The 15,424-nt window shown below is 70.9% G+C and carries 16 protein-coding genes; 2 read left to right on the top strand and 14 right to left on the bottom strand.

What is annotated here, in order from left to right:
• Positions 1-90: 90 nt before the first annotated feature.
• Together ACZ6RC_RS13400 and ACZ6RC_RS13405 are read left to right on the top strand one after the other, a co-directional pair.
• A complete protein-coding gene (locus tag ACZ6RC_RS13400) occupies positions 91-1,257 on the top strand; it encodes a L,D-transpeptidase (RefSeq protein ID WP_391135646.1) in 1,167 nt (388 codons plus the stop codon).
• 125 nt (positions 1,258-1,382) lie between these two features.
• Positions 1,383-2,930, top strand: coding sequence for an alpha/beta fold hydrolase (locus ACZ6RC_RS13405; RefSeq protein WP_469582045.1), 1,548 nt, complete (start codon positions 1,383-1,385; stop codon positions 2,928-2,930).
• A gap of 72 nt (positions 2,931-3,002) precedes the next feature.
• Here the strand turns inward: ACZ6RC_RS13405 and ACZ6RC_RS13410 are convergent, their stop codons facing one another.
• The 14 genes from ACZ6RC_RS13410 to ACZ6RC_RS13475 all read right to left on the bottom strand — a co-directional run bounded on the left by ACZ6RC_RS13410 (position 3,003) and on the right by ACZ6RC_RS13475 (position 15,346).
• Positions 3,003-3,875, bottom strand: coding sequence for an amino acid ABC transporter permease (locus ACZ6RC_RS13410; RefSeq protein ID WP_469582048.1), 873 nt, complete (start codon positions 3,873-3,875; stop codon positions 3,003-3,005).
• Positions 3,872-4,516: an amino acid ABC transporter permease gene (locus tag ACZ6RC_RS13415; protein WP_391135654.1), complete on the bottom strand. Its 645-nt coding sequence runs from the start codon at positions 4,514-4,516 to the stop codon at positions 3,872-3,874. The genes ACZ6RC_RS13410 and ACZ6RC_RS13415 overlap by 4 nt, the downstream gene beginning before the upstream one ends.
• Positions 4,517-4,532: 16 nt before the next feature.
• On the bottom strand, positions 4,533-5,447 hold the full coding sequence (locus tag ACZ6RC_RS13420) for a glutamate ABC transporter substrate-binding protein (protein WP_469582051.1): 915 nt from the start codon (positions 5,445-5,447) through the stop codon (positions 4,533-4,535).
• A gap of 15 nt (positions 5,448-5,462) precedes the next feature.
• Positions 5,463-6,209, bottom strand: coding sequence for an amino acid ABC transporter ATP-binding protein (locus tag ACZ6RC_RS13425; protein WP_391135660.1), 747 nt, complete (start codon positions 6,207-6,209; stop codon positions 5,463-5,465).
• A gap of 129 nt (positions 6,210-6,338) precedes the next feature.
• Positions 6,339-6,776, bottom strand: a complete 438-nt coding sequence (locus ACZ6RC_RS13430; RefSeq protein ID WP_469582055.1) for a DUF6278 family protein — start codon at positions 6,774-6,776, stop codon at positions 6,339-6,341.
• A gap of 112 nt (positions 6,777-6,888) precedes the next feature.
• Complete coding sequence (locus ACZ6RC_RS13435; RefSeq protein ID WP_391135667.1) at positions 6,889-7,668, bottom strand: exodeoxyribonuclease III; 780 nt, start codon at positions 7,666-7,668, stop codon at positions 6,889-6,891.
• Positions 7,669-7,724: 56 nt separating this feature from the next.
• Complete coding sequence (locus ACZ6RC_RS13440) at positions 7,725-8,357, bottom strand: MBL fold metallo-hydrolase (protein WP_469582059.1); 633 nt, start codon at positions 8,355-8,357, stop codon at positions 7,725-7,727.
• A gap of 35 nt (positions 8,358-8,392) precedes the next feature.
• Positions 8,393-9,655: a bifunctional 3-oxoadipate enol-lactonase/4-carboxymuconolactone decarboxylase PcaDC gene (gene pcaDC, locus ACZ6RC_RS13445; protein ID WP_469582062.1), complete on the bottom strand. Its 1,263-nt coding sequence runs from the start codon at positions 9,653-9,655 to the stop codon at positions 8,393-8,395.
• A 138-nt stretch (positions 9,656-9,793) separates the two neighbouring features.
• A complete protein-coding gene (locus ACZ6RC_RS13450; RefSeq protein ID WP_391135678.1) occupies positions 9,794-10,369 on the bottom strand; it encodes a hypothetical protein in 576 nt (191 codons plus the stop codon).
• On the bottom strand, positions 10,366-11,541 hold the full coding sequence (locus ACZ6RC_RS13455; RefSeq protein WP_391135681.1) for an ROK family glucokinase: 1,176 nt from the start codon (positions 11,539-11,541) through the stop codon (positions 10,366-10,368). The genes ACZ6RC_RS13450 and ACZ6RC_RS13455 overlap by 4 nt, the downstream gene beginning before the upstream one ends.
• Positions 11,542-11,577: 36 nt before the next feature.
• The gene (locus tag ACZ6RC_RS13460; protein ID WP_391135684.1) at positions 11,578-12,423 is read right to left on the bottom strand and encodes an ATP-binding cassette domain-containing protein; all 846 of its coding nucleotides are present in this window, start codon (positions 12,421-12,423) and stop codon (positions 11,578-11,580) included.
• Entirely contained in the window at positions 12,420-13,469 is a 1,050-nt protein-coding gene (locus tag ACZ6RC_RS13465) for an ABC transporter permease (RefSeq protein ID WP_391135687.1), read from the bottom strand. The genes ACZ6RC_RS13460 and ACZ6RC_RS13465 overlap by 4 nt, the downstream gene beginning before the upstream one ends.
• Complete coding sequence (locus ACZ6RC_RS13470) at positions 13,466-14,485, bottom strand: sugar ABC transporter substrate-binding protein (protein ID WP_453611722.1); 1,020 nt, start codon at positions 14,483-14,485, stop codon at positions 13,466-13,468. Before ACZ6RC_RS13470 ends, ACZ6RC_RS13465 begins: the two co-directional genes overlap by 4 nt.
• Positions 14,486-14,569: 84 nt before the next feature.
• Entirely contained in the window at positions 14,570-15,346 is a 777-nt protein-coding gene (locus ACZ6RC_RS13475) for a GntR family transcriptional regulator (RefSeq protein ID WP_469582068.1), read from the bottom strand.
• Positions 15,347-15,424 lie beyond the last annotated feature (78 nt).

The following is a 15,424-nucleotide window of genomic DNA, read 5'->3' on the forward strand; positions in this document are numbered from 1 at the left end:
CATCGGGGAAAAAGATCGGATTGTCGCAACCCTTCCGGCCCCGTGGCCCTCTCTCCCCGGGAAAGAGATCCACACCGGAGGTCGTCCCACGTGAACCGCATACGCCCGCGTCCCCTGCTCACCGCCGCCGCCGGGGCGCTCGCCCTGGCCGCCCTCACCGCGTGTTCCGGCGGGACGACGGCGGCCGACGACGGCAAGCCGGCCAAGCCGGCGACGCGGATCTCGGTGAACCTCACCGGTCAGCGCGCGAACGCGGGCGAGCCGGTCGTGGTGCGCCTCGCCGAGGGGAGGCTGGCCCGGGTCGAGGTGACCGACTCGCGGGGTGCGCGGCTCGACGGCACGGTCGCGGCCGACGGCCGGAGCTGGACCTCCTCGCGGAAGGCCGCCCCGGGGACGGCCTACGCGATCCAGGCGAAGGACACGGGCGGCGGCAGCGCCACCGCCGCCTTCACCACCGCCCCGCCCGAGAAGGTCAACAAGCTGACACTGGCGCCCGGCAAGAACACCACCGTCGGCATCGGCCAGCCGCTGTCGATCGTCTTCGACCACCCGGTGAAGAACAAGGCGGAGGTGGAGAGGCACCTGCGCGTCACCACCTCGAACCGCACCGAGGGCTCCTGGGGCTGGATGCGCGACTGGTCCGGCAAGGACAGGGTGGACTGGCGGCCGAAGGAGTACTGGAAGCCGGGCACCAAGGTCACGCTGGACGCCCGGCTGAACGGCGTCGACTCGGGCGCCGGCGGCTGGTTCGTCCGCGACTACACCACCACCTTCGGCATCGGCGCGCGGCAGGTCGTCAAGGTCGACCTCGACCGTCACCGGCTGACCCTGCTGCGGGACGGCGCGGTGGTGAAGGACGTGCCCATGTCGGCCGGTACGCCCGGTGGCGACAAGGCGTCCTGGCGGGGGAAGACGGTGCTCATGTCGAAGGAGGGCACCATCAACATGCGCTCCGAGACCGTCGGACTCGGTGACGCCTACGACAAGATGGTCGACTTCTCCATGCGGCTGACCTGGTCCGGGATGTACGCGCACGCGGCGCCCTGGAACGCCTCCTACTTCGGCAGCGCCAACAGGAGCTCGGGCTGCATCGGCATGAGCGACGCGGACGCGCGGTCCGTGTACGACGCGGTGCGGGTCGGGGACCCCTTCGAGATCACCGGCTCCGACGCCAAGGGGACCCAGGCCCTGAACAACGGCTACGGCGAGTGGAATCTGTCCTGGGCGGAGTGGCGTTCCAAGAGCGCACTCAACTGACAGCTCGTCCAATAATCGTTACCCGCACGTAACTCACCGACCAGTTACCCCGAGTAAGTCTCCGCGGTTACCGTCGGGTCACTTTCACTGCCCCCCATCAGTGACACCCCAGTGAGGAGTGACCCGTGCGCATACCCCTGGCCCTCGCCGTCTCGGCCGCTCTCGTGGCGGGGACGGCGTTCGGGCTCGCGCCCGCCGCCCATGCCTCGGAGACCGGCATCCGCTTCGTGGACATCGCCGGCGACGGCGGCACCGTCCTCAAGGCCAACGTCGTCACCCCGGCCGGAGCCGACGGCTCCGCCCGCTACCCCGTCATCGTGCTCCCCACCAGCTGGGCGATGCCCCAGATCGAGTACCTCGCCCAGGCGAAGAAGCTCGCCGACTCCGGTTACGTCGTGGTGAGTTACAACTCCCGCGGCTTCTGGCAGTCCGGCGGCGAGATCGAGACCGCGGGCCCCAAGGACGTCGCCGACGCCACCAAGGTCATCGACTGGGCGCTCGCCCACACCCCCGCCGACCCCGCCAAGGTCGGCATGGCGGGCGTCTCGTACGGCGCCGGGATCAGCCTGCTCACCTCCGCGCACGACAAGCGCGTCAAGGCCGTCGCCGCACTGAGCGGCTGGGCCGACCTCATCGAGTCGATCTACAGCGGTCGCACCCAGCACCGCCAGGCCGCCGGCCTGCTCGGCGGCGCCGGCTTCCTCACCGGCCGCCCCGGGCCGGAACTCCGTTCCATCCTCGACGACTTCCTCTCCTCCGACCTCACCAAGGAAGAGGGGATGATCGCCTGGGGCAAGAAGCGCTCGGCCGCCACCTACCTGGACCGGATCAACGCCAACGGCGCCGCGATCATGCTCGGGAACGCCTGGGGCGACACCATCTTCCCGCCCAACCAGTACGCCTCCTTCTACGAGAAGCTCCAGGGCCCCAAGCGCCTGGAGTTCCGTCCCGGCGACCACGCCACCGCCGAGGCGACGGGTCTGCTGGGACTGCCCAACGACACCTGGACCAACGCCCACCGCTGGTTCGACCGCCATCTCAAGGGCGCCGACAACGGCATCGACCGCGAGCAGCCCGTCCAGCTCAAGCCCCGCTCCTCCGGCGGCTACGAGGGCTACCCCGACTGGAAGTCGGTCGGCGCCGACGAGGCCAGGATCGCGCTCGGCGGCTCCCGGAAGATATGGGCCAACGTCGACTCCGGCGCCAACGGCGGAGTGGTCCTCCTCTCCAACCTCCTGGACCAGTTCCTCCACACCCCGCCCGTCGCCTCCATCCCGCTGCTCCCCCGCGCCTTCGCCGGCGTCTGGCAGTCCGAGCGGTACGACACCGCCCGGAAGGTGCGCGGCACGGCCAGGCTGCACACCACGGTCACCTCTACCAAGGAGAGCGGCACCCTCGTCGCGTACCTCTACGACGTGGGCCCGCTCGGCCTCGGCAAGCTGGTCAGCAACGCCCCGTACACCTTCCACGGACAGACGCCCGGCCGGCCGTTCACCGTCGACCTGGAGCTGTTCTCCACGGCCTACGACGTGCCGGCCGGTCACCGTCTCGCCGTGGTCGTGGACACGGTCGACCCGCTCTACATCGAGCACAACCCGACCGGCGCGCAGCTGACCTTCTCCTCGCCGTCGACCGACCCGTCGTACGTGTCGGTTCCGCTGCGGGAGGAGTGATCACCGGCTGCTGCCGGACGGGTACGGCCCCCTCGCGAGCCGCCGTGCGGCCGCGGTGTCCCCGGTGGCGCCTCACGCGCCGGTGGGAGGCCCCCCGCCCGGCAGCAGCGTCCCCCGGTCGGGGGGAGGGAGCTCCACGGCCTTGGTCTTGGGGTCGCGGCGCTCCCTCCTCGCCACCCAGGTGGCGAACCACGAGAGCAGCACGCACATGCCGATGTAGATCGGCGAGATGACCATCACGACGGGGATGAACGGCAGGTCGTAGTCGAGGTTCGACGCGATCAGCTTGCCGGCGTGCAGGAATTCCTCGTAGGTGATGAGGAATCCGAGCGAGGTGTCCTTCAGCGCCACCACCAGCTGGCTGATGATGGTCGGCAGCATGGCGCGGAGGGCCTGCGGGACCAGGACGTAGGTCATCACCTGCGTCTTGCGCATGCCGAGCGCGTACGCCGCCTCCCGCTGCCCGCGGTCGACCGAGTCGACGCCGGTGCGGAACACCTCGGCGAGCACCGAGCCGTTGTAGAGGGTCAGTCCGGCGACGAGCGCGGGCAGCGGCTGGACCTTGAGCGCGACGAAGATGAAGAAGATCATCACCAGGACGGGCATCGCGCGGAAGAACTCGACGAACAGCGTCGAGACCCAGCGCAGGATCCGGTGCTCGGAGAGCCGGCCGGCGGCCAGGATCCCGCCGAGCGCCAGGGAGAGCACCGAGGCGTAGGCGAAGGCCTTGAGGGTGTTGCCGAGGCCGCGAAGCAGCAGCTCCTGGATGCCCTCGTAGGTGAACGGTGCCCACTTGGTCTCGGTGAACTGCCCGGTGTCGAAGAGGAGGGAGAGGATCCAGCCGATCAGGGCGAGGATCACCACGGTCGAGAGGACGCCGTAGAGCCGGTGGCGCCGCCGGGTGAGCGGGCCCGGGATGTCGTAGAGGGCGGTGGACTGGCTCATCGGGCGACTCCCCAGCGCTTCTCCATGATGTTGAAGATCGCGCTGATGGTGAGGGTGATGATCAGATAGCCGACGGCGATCCAGACGAAGGTCCAGATGATGTTGTAGCCGAGTTCGCTCAACGTCTTGTAGGTGCCCAGGAGTTCGGTGACGCTGAAGGCTCCGGCGATGGCCGAGTTCTTGGCCAGCGCGATGAGCGTGGAGCCGATGGGCGGGATGACCGAGCGGAACGCCTGGGGCAGGACGACGGTGCTCAGGGTCTGCCCGAAGGTCATGCCGAGGCTGCGGGCCGCCTCGCCCTGGCCGCGCGGCACGGTGTTGATGCCCGAGCGCAGCACCTCGCAGATGAAGGCCGAGGTGTAGCAGCCGAGGGCGAGGACCGCGAACAGCTCGAAGGGGAGCACGAGTCCGAAGCGGGGCAGGCCCAGCATCACGGCGAAGAAGAGCAGGGTGAGCGGGGTGTTGCGCAGGACGGTCACCCAGACGGCTCCGAAGACGCGGAAGGAGCCGACCGGGGCGACCCGGAAGGAGGCCATCAGGAAGCCGAGGACGAGGGCCAGGGCCGAGGCGTAGACGGTGAGTTCGACGGTGCCGAGGAAGCCGTCGCCGTAGAGGGAGAAGTTCTGTGTCAGGACGTCCATGTCGCCGTTCTCCTCCTCAGTTCGCCGGGTAGCGGTCGATGGCGGGCGGCGCGGGGGCGGGCACCCCGGACAGGCCGAGGGTCGCGTCGTACGCCTTCTTCCAGTCGCCGTTCTTCTCGTGCGCGGCGAGGGCGTCGTCGAGGGCGAAGCGCAGGGCGTTGTCGTCGTGCGGGACGCCGATGCCGTACGGCTCCTGGGAGAACGGCTTGCCGACGACCTTGAGTTCGTCGGGGGCCTTGGCGGCGTAGCCCATCAGGATGGTGTCGTCGGTGGTGACGGCGTCGACCTGGAAGGTGAGCAGGTTGTCGACGCAGACGGAGTAGGTGTCGTAGGCGACGAGGTCGGCCTTGGGGTAGTCCTTCTCGATCCGCTGGTACGGGGTGGAACCGGCGGCCGAGCAGACCCGTTTGCCGTCGAGGTCCTGGGGGCCGTGGATGTCGTTCTCGTCGGTACGGACGAGCAGGGACTGGCCCGCCATGTAGTACGGGCCGGCGAAGCCGACGAGCTTCTTGCGGTTGGCGTTGATCGTGTAGGTGCCGACGTAGTAGTCGATCTGGCCGTTCTGCAGGGCGGTCTCGCGGTTGGCGGAGGCGATGGTGCGGTACGCGAGGGTGGCGGGGTCGAAGCCGAGGGAGGCCGACATCATCTTGGCGATCTCGATGTCGAAGCCGGAGAACGTCCCGGTGGCGGGGTCCCTCTCCCCCATGTAGGGCTGGTCCTCCTTGACGCCGACGACCAGGTGGCCGCGCCGCTTCGCCTTCTCCCACGTCGGGGAGGAGGGCAGCCGGAAGTCGGTCCGGATTTGGTAGACGGGCAGGGCGTCGGGCTGCGGTCCCTTGACCGGTGGGCTGCCCTCCCTGCCGCAGGCGGCCGTCACGGCGGCGGCGAGCAGCAGCACGAGGGCGGCGAGGGTTCGTTTCGTACGGTGCATGGCGTCCCTCCCCGGTCAGTGCTTGAGGATCTTGGACAGGAAGTCCTTGGCGCGCTCGCTGCGCGGGGCGGTGAAGAAGTCCTCGGGCGTGCGGTCCTCGACGACCCGGCCGTCGGCCATGAACACGACGCGGTGGGCGGCGGAGCGGGCGAAGCCCATCTCGTGGGTGACGACGACCATGGTCATGCCCTCGCGGGCGAGCTGTCGCATGACCTCAAGGACCTCGTTGATCATCTCGGGGTCGAGGGCGGACGTCGGCTCGTCGAAGAGGAGCGCCTTGGGGTCCATGGCGAGTGCGCGGGCGATGGCCACGCGCTGCTGCTGGCCGCCGGAGAGCTGGGCGGGGAACTTGTCCGCGTGGTCGGCGAGGCCGACCCGGTCGAGGAGTTCGCGTGAGCGCCGGTCGGCCTCCTCGCGCTTGCGCCCGCGGACCTTGATCTGGGCCAGCGAGACGTTGGCGAGGACGGTCTTGTGGGCGAAGAGGTTGAACGACTGGAAGACCATGCCGACTTCGGCCCGGAGCCGGGCGAGCGCTCTGCCCTCCTCGGGGAGGGGGCGTCCGTCGACCAGGATCTCGCCCGACTCGACCGACTCCAGCCGGTTCATCGCCCGGCAGAGGGTCGACTTGCCCGATCCGGACGGTCCGATGACCACCACCACCTCCCCGCGCCCGACGGTGAGGTTGATGCCCTGCAGGACGTGCAAGGTGCCGAAGTGCTTGTTGACGTCACGCAGCTCGATCAACGGATCGACGACGGCCATACGCTGCCCTGCCCCATTTCTCAGCGGTGTCGAGGTCAGCGCAAACTATTCAGCACGAAAAGGGACGTGCCGACCGACACGCATGAAACGGGGATAAGCCGTATTTACTGCCGAAGGTGAGGAAAACAGTCAGTACTCGGCGGCTTCCGCGTACACCTGGGAGAGTTCGGGCGATCCGCTCACGGCCCAGTCGAGTCCGGCCTCGACCACGTTGATCTCCCGGCCGGAGGCCAGCCGGACGATCGGCTGCCCGCCGGGCCACAGCTGCCAGCTCGCGCCGGGCACCGTGCGCACGATCACCGTGCCCAGATAGAGGCCGGCGTCATTGCCCAGCCAGGGCAGCTCCTCCGGATCGTCGCGCCAGCGCGGGGTGAGCTGGTCGATCGCCCCGAGCGAGCGCGGGGTGTCGTCCAGGGCGATCCCGGCCTCCTGGGCCCTGGCGCGCAGCAGCTCGCACTCGGCGAGCAGCTCCCCCATCCCCTCCGGGTCACGGTCGAAGGCCGCGGCCAGCGGGGTGCTCTCGGCTTCGCGCCGCTTGCGCCAGTTGTCCAGGAACGGGATGTACATCCGTCCAGCGTCGCACCGGACCCTCACCCGGCACCACCCGGCGCGCGGAGATCGTCCGGGCGCCGGGGCGCGCGGCGAACCACCGGCGCGCGGACCGGCGTGCGCCGGGGGGTCAGATGTCCAGGTCGACGACGACCGGGGCGTGGTCGGACGCGCCCTTGCCCTTGCGCTCCTCGCGGTCGACGTAGCTGTCCTTCACGGCGTCGGCGAACGGCTTGTTGCCGTACACGAGGTCGATCCGCATGCCCTTGTTCTTCGGGAAGGAGAGCTGGCGGTAGTCCCAGTACGTGTAGGGGTGGTCGTACTTGAGGGGGCGCGGGACGATGTCGGTCAGCCCGGTCTCGCGCAGACCGGCGAGCGCCGCCCGCTCGGGGGCGGTGACGTGCGTGGCGCCCTCGAAGAGGGAGATGTCCCAGACGTCGTCGTCGGTCGGGGCGATGTTGTAGTCACCGAGGACGGCGAAGGGGCGCCCGCCCGCCGCGTCCTCGGCGACGGCGGCCTGGAGCGCCTCCAGCCAGCGCAGCTTGTAGGCGTAGTGCTCGTGGGCGACCTCGCGGCCGTTGGGGACGTACACCGACCAGACGCGCACCGGGCCGCAGGTCGCGGAGATCGCGCGGGGCTCCTGCGCGGTCTCGTAGTCGGGCGCGCCGGGCAGGCCCATGACGACGTCGTCAAGGCCCACCTTGGAGAGCAGGGCGACGCCGTTCCACCGCCCGGTGGCGTGGACGACGGAGGCGTATCCCAGCTCGCGCAGCTCGTCGGTGGGGAACTGCTCGGCGGTGCACTTGGTCTCCTGGAGGCAGAGCACGTCCGTGCCGCTGCTCTCCAGCCAGGCCAGGAGGCGGGGCAGCCGGGCGGTGATCGAATTGACGTTCCACGTGGCGATGCGCATGGCCGCAAGCCTAACGGCGGGGTGTGACAGTCACCGCGTCCGCGGCCGCGGCGCGGTCACAGCTCGGTGGAGTCGCCGGGGGCCAGCCGGCCGTGGTCCGTGCCGCCGAGTGCGCCGATCTGGCGGTCGTAGATCGGCCGGGCGAGGTCGGTGAGCAGGGCGTCGTGGATGTCGTAGGCCCGGCGCGGTCTGATCTCGCGGACGTAGTCGATGACCTCGGAGATCTTGTTCCAGGGGGCCATCACCGGCAGCATCAGGGTGTCGACGGGCCGGCCGGGCAGGGTCAGGGCGTCGCCGGGGTGGAAGACCGCGTCGTCGACCAGGAAGCCGATGTTGGTGACCCGGGGGATGTCCGGGTGGATCACGGCGTGCAGCTCGCCGTGGACCTGCACCTCGAAGCCGGCGGCGGTGAACGTGTCGCCGTCGCCGACGGTGTGGACCCGGCCGGGGAACGCGGCCGAGAGCTGCTCGGCCACGCTCCGCAGCGTCCAGATCTCGGCCGCCGGGTTGGCCTCGAGACCGGCCCGCAGCCGTCCCTCGTCGAAGTGGTCGGGGTGTTCGTGGGTGACGAGGACGGCGTCGGCGCCGAGTGCGGCGTCCTCCTCGCTGAACCCGCCGGGGTCGACGACGAGGGACCGCCCCGCCTTCTCCAGGCGGATGCAGGCGTGCGACTTCTTCGTCAGCTTCACGGGGTCCCCCTCACGACGGCATGGAACGGCCCACCCTACGGGGTGGTCTCCTCCTCGATCACCCGCCGCACCACGCGCAGGGCGCTGTCGGCGGCGGGCATCCCGCAGTAGACCGCCGTCTGCAGCAGGACCTCCCGGATCTCCGCCGGGGAGAGTCCGCTGCGCAGGGCGGCCCGGGTGTGGTCGGCGAGGGCGTCGAGGTGGCCGCCGGCGATCAGGGCGGTGAGGGTGACGCAGCTGCGGGTGCGGCGGTCCAGGCCCTCGCGGTTCCACACCTCGCCCCAGGCGTAGCGGGTGACCAGGGCCTGGAAGTCGGCGCCGAACCCGTCGTCGAGCACCTGGTCCACATGGGCGTCGCCGAGGACCTCGCGGCGCAGCTTGAGGCCTTCGTCGTACGGGTCGGGCCGCACGGAACCCGTTCCCTCGGGGACGGCCGCCGTCGGGGCGATCTCGGCGACGGGGGCGACCGGGGCGGAGACGGGCGGCATCGGCGGGGCGGGCAGGGCGCTCTGGGTGTCGTGGACGATCCCCGCGAAGTGGCCGGTGAGGAGGTCGGTGACGGCTCCGGGCTGTTCGACCGGGGCGAGGTGGGAGGCGCCGGGGACGACGGCGAGCCGGGCGTCGGCTATCCCGGCGACCAGGGTGCGGGCCTCGGCGGGGCCGGTGACCTGGTCGTCGGAGCCGACCAGGACCAGGGCGGGGACGCCGATCCGGCCCAGGGCGTCGCGGACGTCGAAGAGGGCGAGGGCCTCGCAGGCGCCGACGTAGCAGCCGGGGTCGGTCGTGCGCACCATCTGGACGGCCCACTCGACGATCGCCGGCTGGCCGGCGGCGAAGCCCGGGGTGAACCACTGCTCGGGGGCGGTGCGCGCCATGGGTTCGAGGCCGTGGGTCCGGACGACGACCCCGCGCTGGCGGAACTCGTCGGCGCTGCCGAACCGGGGCGAGGCGGCGATCAGGGCCAGGGAGGCGACCCGGTGGGGTGCCCGCAGGGCGAGGTCGAGTCCGACCGCGCCGCCGATGGAGCAGCCCGCGTACCCGAAGCGCTGGACGCCCAGCTCGTCGAGGGTGGCCAGGAGCCGGTCGCCCAGCTCGGCGACGGTGGTGAAGGGCCGGGCGGGGGCGCCGCCGTGCCCGGGCAGGTCGAAGCGGACGACCCGCCACTGCCGGGTCAGCTCCGGTATCTGCCGGTCCCACATGTGCATGGTCGTTCCCAGCGAGGGGCCGAGGACCAGGACCGGGGCCTGGTCCGGCCCGTCGACGCGGTATTGCAGGGTGTTCGTCGGTGTCTCACTCACGCCCTGCACGCTCTCACATCCCGTGGTCGGCCCGTGGCGGGGGGCGATGAGCACGCTCCGGGGGCGGTGTGCCGACGAGGGCGCTCCGGCCGGAGCGGACCGGCTCCGGGGTGTCGTCCCGGGGGTGGGGGACACCGGTCAGGGCGTGGTGGTGGAGACGACGTAGACGGTCGGGGCCGCCGGGTCGGTGAGGTCGACGGTGAGGTCCTGGCCCGGTCTCGGCTTGTCGCGGGTGATGCTGGTGCCCGACCAGTCGCGGTCGCGCGGGAAGTCCCAGCCGACGATCGAGGCGTCGCGCTCGCCGATGGTGACCTCGCCGGCGGTGAGGCCGGAGCGGCTGGTGCCGAGCCGGTCGAGGAAGGTGTCCAGCTTGCCGGCGCTGGTCGTGAACCGGACGTACAGGCGGCTGGTGCGCCAGTTGCTCGTCTCGTAGTAGGCGACGTCGGTGCTGCCGGCCGGGATGGGGACCTCGAAGATCCGGCGCTTCATCTGGGAGGGCCAGTTGTCCTGGAGGCCCGCGGCCGAGGACTCGCGCTCCTTGTCCCGCCCGCTGTCGCGGCTCTGGCCCGCGGAGATCAGCAGATAGCCGGCCGGGATGCCGACGAGGAGGACGATGATGATCGCCGTCAGCCAGCGGCGGCGGATCATGTGGCGCCGGTCCTCGGGCAGCTTCGTCCGCTGCTCGGGGGAGGCGGACGGGGAGGGGACGGTCATGAGGGCGGGTCCTGGGTGGTGCGGGAGGCGCGTCCGGCGGTGCCGTTGAGCAGTGCCTGGGCGTAGCGCTCGTAGCGTTCGTGGCGTTCGACCCGGCGGCGGTTGGCGCGGCGGAAGCGGCGGGCGACGAGCCGGGCGAGGTCGGCGGCGCCGACCATGCCGGCCTCGGGGCCGAGCTGGGCCTTGGCGATACGGGCCTCGGGGCGGTAGCCGCGGCCGGTCAGATGCCGTCGGAAGGCGTCCCGGGCGGGGCCGATGAGGAGGTCGTCGGCGGCGCTGACGCCGCCGCCGATGACGAAGCAGGAGGGGTCGAGGGCCGCGGCGAGGTTGGCGATGCCGACGCCGAGCCACTGGCCGATGTCCTGGAGCAGCTCCACGCACATGGCGTCGCCCTCGCGGGCCAGCTCGGTGATGAGCGGGCCGGTGATCTCGGGGACGTTGCCCTGGACCCGGTCGATGATGTTGTACGCGACCGGCGAGTCGGCGGCGGCCAGCTCACGGGCCTCGCGGACCAGGGCGTTCCCGGAGCTGTACTGCTCCCAGCAGCCGCGGTTGCCGCAGGGGCAGCGGTGGCCGCCGGGGACGACCTGCATGTGGCCGAACTCGCCGGCGACGCCGTACTTCCCGCGCTTGACCCGGCCCTCCTCCAGGATCGCCCCGCCGATGCCGGTGCCGAGCGTGATCATGACGAGGTGGTCCTCGCCGCGTCCGGCGCCGAAGCGCCACTCGGCCCAGGCCGCGGTGTTGGCGTCGTTGTCCACCATGACGGGGACGGCGAGCCGGGACTCGAGCGCGTCGCGCAGCGGTTCGTTGCGCCAGGCCAGGTGCGGGGCGAAGAGCACCGTGGCCCGCTCGGCGTCGACCCAGCCGGCCGCGCCGATGCCGACGGCGTGCACGTCGTGCCGGTCGGAGAGGTCCAGGACCAGCTCGACGATGGTGTCCTCGACGACCTTGGGGCTCTTGGACTTGTCGGGCGTCTCGGTGCGGAGCTGCTCCAGGATGGTGCCGTCCGCGTCGACGACACCGGCCATGACCTTCGTACCGCCGATGTCGATGCCGACGGTGGGCACCTTCGGGGCGGTCAGGTGGGAGCGCCGTTCGCGGGTGCCGACGGTCCGCAGCACGGTGCCCCGGGCGGAGCCGCGCTGGGTGAGGTCGCGGTAGGTACTCATCGGCTCGATTCTGCCAGGTGGGGTGTCGGGGCGCCGTCACGTGGCGGAGGGGCGCTCCAGTTCGTGGCGGAGGTCCTCCAGCTCGCTGCCGCCGGCCATCTGGCGGGTCAGCTCGTCCAAGGTGACGGCGCCGGCGCCGGTCTTGGTGTGGCTGCCCGACATGAGACCGCGCTTGAGCAGGATGAACCGGTCGCCGACGAGGTAGGCGTGGTGGGGGTTGTGGGTGATGAGCACCACGCCGAGGCCTTGGTCACGGGCGGCGGCCACATATTTCAGGACCACTCCGGACTGCTTCACGCCGAGCGCGGCGGTCGGCTCGTCGAGGACGAGGACCTTGGCCCCGAAGTGGACCGCCCGGGCGATGGCCACGCACTGGCGCTCGCCGCCGGAGAGGGTGCCAATGGGCTGGTCGACGTCGCGCAGGTCGATGCCCATGCGCAGCAGCTCGGCGCGGGTGGTCCGGCGCATCCGCTCGACGTCCAGGCGCTTGAACGGTCCGGCGCCCTTGGTGGGCTCGGAGCCGAGGAAGAAGTTGCGCCAGACCGGCATCAGGGGGACGACGGCGAGGTCCTGGTAGACGGTGGCGATCCCCCGGTCCAGCGCCTCGCGCGGGTTGGCCAGGGAGACCTCCTCGCCCTCGATGCGGAAGGTGCCGGCGTCGTGCCGGTGGAGCCCCGCGATGATCTTGATGAGGGTGGACTTGCCGGCGCCGTTGTCGCCGAGGACGCAGGTGATCTCGCCCGGGTGGACCTCCAGCGAGACGCCTTCGAGGGCCCGGATGTTGCCGTAGTACTTGCTGACGTCGTCCAGCTCGACCAGCGGCGCCGGATCCGGCGCGGCGGAGGGCGCGGGCGACGGGGCCGGCGGAGGGGTCGTGGTCACTTGGTCGCCTCCACGCGCTTGCGGATCCAGGCGTTCAGCAGGGTCGCCAGGAGGAGCATCGCTCCCAGGAAGAACTTGAACCAGTCCGGGTTCCACTCGGCGTAGACGATGCCCTTGCTGGTCATGCCGAAGATGAACGCCCCGACCGCCGAGCCGATGGCGGAGCCGTAGCCGCCGGTGATCAGGCAGCCGCCGATCACCGCCGCGATGATGTAGATCAGCTCGTTGCCGACGCCCTCGCCCGACTGGACGACGTCGAAGGAGAAGAGCAGGTGCTGGCCGGAGACCCAGGCGCAGAAGGCCACGCCCATGTAGAGGCCGATCTTGGTCTTGAAGACCGGGACGCCGACCGCGCGGGCCGCGTCGGCGCCGCCGCCGACGGCGAAGATCCAGTTGCCGAAGCGGGTGCGCAGCAGGATCCAGGTGGCCAGGGCCACCAGGACGAGCCACCACAGGATGGTGACCTTCAGCTCGACGCCGCCGACGGTCAGCTGGGAGGCGAAGAGCTTCCTGGCGGAGGGGAAGCCCTCCATGTCGGCGATCGACTTGGTGGAGACGGTGCCGCTGATCAGCTTGGTGAGACCGAGGTTGAGACCGGTCAGCATCAGGAACGTGCCGAGCGTGATGATGAAGCTGGGCAGTTTCGTGCGGGTCAGCATGAAGCCGTTGAAGACGCCGATGGCGAGGGTGACGAGCAGGGAGACGCCGACGCCGACCCAGACGTTCGCCGTCATCTGGTAGCTGAACATCGAGGAGATCAGCGCGGAGCTGGTCACCATCACGCCGGCCGACAGGTCGAACTCCCCGCCGATCATCAGCAGGGCGACGGGCACCGCCATGATGCCGATGGTGGAGGCGGCGTAGAGGACCGTGCCGAGGCTGGAGGCGCGCAGGAAGCTGTCGGCGACGATCGCGAAGAACAGGAAGACGGCGGCCGCGCCGACGACCGAGCCGAGTTCGGGCCGGGCGAGCAGTTTGCGCAGCGGTGAGGTGCGCAGCAGCCGTTCGTCGACGTGGTCGAGGCCGGACGGGCTGGTGGTGCTCATCGGGTGCCCCGCTCGGTGTACTCCTTGAGCGCGGTGGCGTCGTCCTTGGTGATGATCTGCGGGCCGGTGAGGACCGGCTTGCCGCCGCCGAGGACGTCGGCGTTGTACTTGTACAGCCAGAGCAGGTCGACGGCCTCGTACCCCTGGAGGTAGGGCTGCTGGTCGACGGCGAAGCCGAGCGTCCCGGCGCCGAGGGCGGTGGCGACCTTGGCGTTGAGGTCGAAGGTGTCGATCTCCGCGTCGCTGCCGGCGGTCTTCTTCGCCTGGACGGCGGCGTCGGCGAAGGGCGCGCCGAGGGTGACGACCGCGTCGATGGAGGGGTCAGCCTGGAGCTTGGCCTCGATGGACGCCTGCACGTCGGGCATGTTGGTGCCGTCGACGTAGAGGTTCTGCAGGTCGCCGCCGAAGGTCTTCTTCGCTCCGCCGCAGCGCTGCTCGTGGCCGACGTTGCCCTGCTCGTGCAGGACGCACAGGGCCTTCTTGCGCCCCCGCTTGTCGAGTTCCTCGCCGACCGCCTCGCCGGCGACGGCCTCGTCCTGGCCGATGTGGGTGAGGGCGCCGAAGGCCTTGGACTGCTCCGATCCGGAGTTGACGGTGATGACCGGGATGCCGGCCTTCACCGCCTTGGCGACCGCCGTCTTCATCGCGTCCGGCTTGGCGAGGGTGACGATGAGCCCGTCGACGCCCTTCGCGATGTACGAGTCGATCAGCTGCGCCTGCTGCTGGGCCTCGTCGCTGTGGGCGTACAGGAAGTTGATGTTGTCCTTGACGGCGGCCTGCTTGGCGCCGTTCTGGACGATGTCCCAGAAGGTGTCCCCGTCGCCCGAGTGGGTGACCATGGCGAAGGTCCACCTCGGTGTGTCGACGGCGGCCCTGCCCTGGGCGGCGGCGGCCTTGCGGGCGTCCTCGGCCCGCTTGCCCCCCGTACTGCTGCAGCCGGCGAGTGCGGCGGTGAGCGTCACCGCGAGCACGGCGCCGATGGCCGCGCGTACCCCTCCTGTCCGAACCCTGGTCACGAGGCCGTGCCCTCCTTTATGTCCTTCTGCGTGCATTGCAGTATCGGTCATGGGGGTGCGCCCGGCCGTCACCGGGGTTGTCGGTCAGGGCCGGACCAGCAGCTGGAACTCGAAGGAGTACCGCGAGGCCCGGTAGACGTGGGACCCGAACTCGACGGCGCGGCCGGTGTCGTCGAACGTGGTGCGCTCCATCGTCAGGAGCGGCGCGCCCTCCTCCTCGGTGAGCAGCTCCGCCTCGGCGGGGGTCGCCGCGCGGGCGCCCACCGTCTGGCGGGCGCTGTGCAGAGTGATACCGGCGCCGCGCATCAGGCGGTAGAGGCCGGTGGCCTCCAGTCGTTCGGTGTCGAAGTCGAGCAGTCCGGCGGGCAGGTGGTTGCGCAGCCGGGCTATCGGCTCGCCGTGGGCGGCGCGGAGCCGTTCCAGGCAGCGGACGTCGCTGCCCTCCGGCACGCCGAGCGCGGCGGCGACCCGGGCGGTGGCCGGCTCGACGCGGTTGACCAGGACGAGGGTGGCGGGGCGCTGGCCGGCCGACTCCAGGTCGTCGTAGAGGCTGCTCAGCTCCAGCGGGCGCCGGACCTGGCTGTGCACGACCTGGGTGCCGACGCCCCGGCGGCGGACCAGAAGGCCCTTGTCGACCAGGGTCTGGATGGCCTGGCGCACGGTCGGCCGGGACAGGCCGAGGCGGGTGGCGAGGTCGATCTCGTTGCCGAGGAGGGTGCCGGGCGTCAGGTCGCCGCTCTCGACGGCCGCCTCCAGCTGCCGGGCGAGCTGGTAGTACAGCGGGACCGGGCTGGTGCGGTCGACGGAGAGGTGCGGGAGGGAGGCGACGGACCTCGGCGGGGGCGGGGACTGCTTGGCCACGGGGGCGAGCGTAGTCGGAGGAAAAGATGACAGGAAGTGGTGACGTCCGATTGTCCTGACAAATCCTTGACAGGGGGT

The organism is Streptomyces sp. NPDC048353, from assembly GCF_055587165.1.

Bases quoted from the DNA above. Each gene is read 5' to 3' on its own strand.
- ACZ6RC_RS13450 (WP_391135678.1), bottom strand. From the start codon at position 10,369: ATGACCGTCCCCTCCCCGTCCGCCTCCCCCGAGCAGCGGACGAAGCTG.
- ACZ6RC_RS13415 (WP_391135654.1), bottom strand. From the start codon at position 4,516: ATGGACGTCCTGACACAGAACTTCTCCCTCTACGGCGACGGCTTCCTC.
- ACZ6RC_RS13420 (WP_469582051.1), bottom strand. From the start codon at position 5,447: ATGCACCGTACGAAACGAACCCTCGCCGCCCTCGTGCTGCTGCTCGCC.
- ACZ6RC_RS13435 (WP_391135667.1), bottom strand. From the start codon at position 7,668: ATGCGCATCGCCACGTGGAACGTCAATTCGATCACCGCCCGGCTGCCC.
- ACZ6RC_RS13425 (WP_391135660.1), bottom strand. From the start codon at position 6,209: ATGGCCGTCGTCGATCCGTTGATCGAGCTGCGTGACGTCAACAAGCAC.
- ACZ6RC_RS13430 (WP_469582055.1), bottom strand. From the start codon at position 6,776: ATGTACATCCCGTTCCTGGACAACTGGCGCAAGCGGCGCGAAGCCGAG.
- ACZ6RC_RS13455 (WP_391135681.1), bottom strand. From the start codon at position 11,541: ATGAGTACCTACCGCGACCTCACCCAGCGCGGCTCCGCCCGGGGCACC.
- ACZ6RC_RS13410 (WP_469582048.1), bottom strand. From the start codon at position 3,875: ATGAGCCAGTCCACCGCCCTCTACGACATCCCGGGCCCGCTCACCCGG.
- ACZ6RC_RS13465 (WP_391135687.1), bottom strand. From the start codon at position 13,469: ATGAGCACCACCAGCCCGTCCGGCCTCGACCACGTCGACGAACGGCTG.